Origin of the sequence: Kitasatospora sp. NPDC059722 (assembly GCF_042733235.1) — a bacterium.
Taxonomy (GTDB): Bacteria; Actinomycetota; Actinomycetes; order Streptomycetales; family Streptomycetaceae; genus Kitasatospora.
This window is the reverse complement of sequence record NZ_JBHWGD010000265.1, coordinates 1-2,245: the sequence shown is the minus strand read 5'-3', so window position 1 is coordinate 2,245 and position 2,245 is coordinate 1. Positions and strand designations below refer to the sequence as shown.

The 2,245-nt window shown below is 53.6% G+C and carries 1 rRNA gene; it reads left to right on the top strand.

The window, feature by feature from the left end:
• Positions 1 to 2,245: ribosomal RNA gene (locus ACFV4F_RS43155) — 23S ribosomal RNA — on the top strand; the annotation flags it as partial.

Here is a 2,245-nt window from a genome sequence, read left to right as displayed (position 1 = left end):
TGAATTCATAGGATATGAGAAGGCAGACCCGGGGAACTGAAACATCTAAGTACCCGGAGGAAGAGAAAGCAAATGCGATTCCCTGAGTAGCGGCGAGCGAAACGGGACTAGCCCAAACCAAGAGGCTTGCCTCTTGGGGTTGTAGGACACTCTGTACGGAGTTACAAAGGAACGAGGTAGATGAAGAGGTCTGGAAAGGCCCGCCATAGGAGGTAACAGCCCTGTAGTCAAAACTTCGTTCTCTCCTGAGTGGATCCTGAGTACGGCGGAACACGTGAAATTCCGTCGGAATCCGGGAGGACCATCTCCCAAGGCTAAATACTCCCTAGTGACCGATAGTGAACCAGTACCGTGAGGGAAAGGTGAAAAGCACCCCGGAAGGGGAGTGAAAGAGATCCTGAAACCGTGTGCCTACAAGTAGTCAGAGCCCGTTAACGGGTGATGGCGTGCCTTTTGTAGAATGAACCGGCGAGTTACGATCCCGTGCAAGGTTAAGCAGAAGATGCGGAGCCGCAGCGAAAGCGAGTCTGAATAGGGCGAATTGAGTACGTGGTCGTAGACCCGAAACCAGGTGATCTACCCATGTCCAGGGTGAAGTTCAGGTAACACTGAATGGAGGCCCGAACCCACGCACGTTGAAAAGTGCGGGGATGAGGTGTGGGTAGGGGTGAAATGCCAATCGAACCTGGAGATAGCTGGTTCTCTCCGAAATAGCTTTAGGGCTAGCCTCAAGGTAAGAGTCTTGGAGGTAGAGCACTGATTGGACTAGGGGCCCCTACCGGGTTACCGAATTCAGTCAAACTCCGAATGCCAATGACTTATCCTTGGGAGTCAGACTGCGAGTGATAAGATCCGTAGTCGAAAGGGAAACAGCCCAGACCGCCAGCTAAGGTCCCAAAGTATACGTTAAGTGGAAAAGGATGTGGAGTTGCTTAGACAACCAGGATGTTGGCTTAGAAGCAGCCACCATTTAAAGAGTGCGTAATAGCTCACTGGTCGAGTGACTCTGCGCCGAAAATGTACCGGGGCTAAACGTATCACCGAAGCTGCGGACTGTTCTTCGAACAGTGGTAGGAGAGCGTTCTAAGGGCTGTGAAGCCAGACCGGAAGGACTGGTGGAGCGCTTAGAAGTGAGAATGCCGGTATGAGTAGCGAAAGACGGGTGAGAATCCCCTCCACCGAATGCCTAAGGTTTCCTGAGGAAGGCTCGTCCGCTCAGGGTTAGTCGGGACCTAAGCCGAGGCCGAAAGGCGTAGGCGATGGACAACAGGTTGATATTCCTGTACCACCTCCTCACCATTTGAGCAATGGGGGGACGCAGGAGGATAGGGTAAGCGCGGTATTGGATATCCGCGTCCAAGCAGTTAGGCTGGGAAATAGGCAAATCCGTTTCCCATAAGGCTGAGCTGTGATGGCGAGCGAAATATAGTAGCGAAGTTCCTGATTCCACACTGCCAAGAAAAGCCTCTAGCGAGGTGAGAGGTGCCCGTACCGCAAACCGACACAGGTAGGCGAGGAGAGAATCCTAAGGTGATCGAGAGAACTCTCGTTAAGGAACTCGGCAAAATGACCCCGTAACTTCGGGAGAAGGGGTGCTCTGTTAGGGTGCAAGCCCGAGAGAGCCGCAGTGAATAGGCCCAGGCGACTGTTTAGCAAAAACACAGGTCTCTGCGAAGCCGTAAGGCGAAGTATAGGGGCTGACGCCTGCCCGGTGCTGGAAGGTTAAGAGGAGCGCTTAGCGTAAGCGAAGGTGCGAATTGAAGCCCCAGTAAACGGCGGCCGTAACTATAACGGTCCTAAGGTAGCGAAATTCCTTGTCGGGTAAGTTCCGACCCGCACGAAAGGCGCAACGATCTGGGCACTGTCTCAACGAGAGACTCGGTGAAATTATAGTACCTGTGAAGATGCAGGTTACCCGCGACAGGACGGAAAGACCCCGTGGAGCTTTACTGCAGCCTGATATTGAATGTTGGTACAGCTTGTACAGGATAGGTAGGAGCCTTGGAAACCGGAGCGCCAGCTTCGGTGGAGGCATCGGTGGGATACTACCCTGGCTGTATTGACCTTCTAACCCGCCGCCCTTATCGGGCGGGGAGACAGTGTCAGGTGGGCAGTTTGACTGGGGCGGTCGCCTCCTAAAAGGTAACGGAGGCGCCCAAAGGTTCCCTCAGAATGGTTGGAAATCATTCGCAGAGTGTAAAGGCACAAGGGAGCTTGACTGCGAGACCTACAAGTCGAGCAGGGA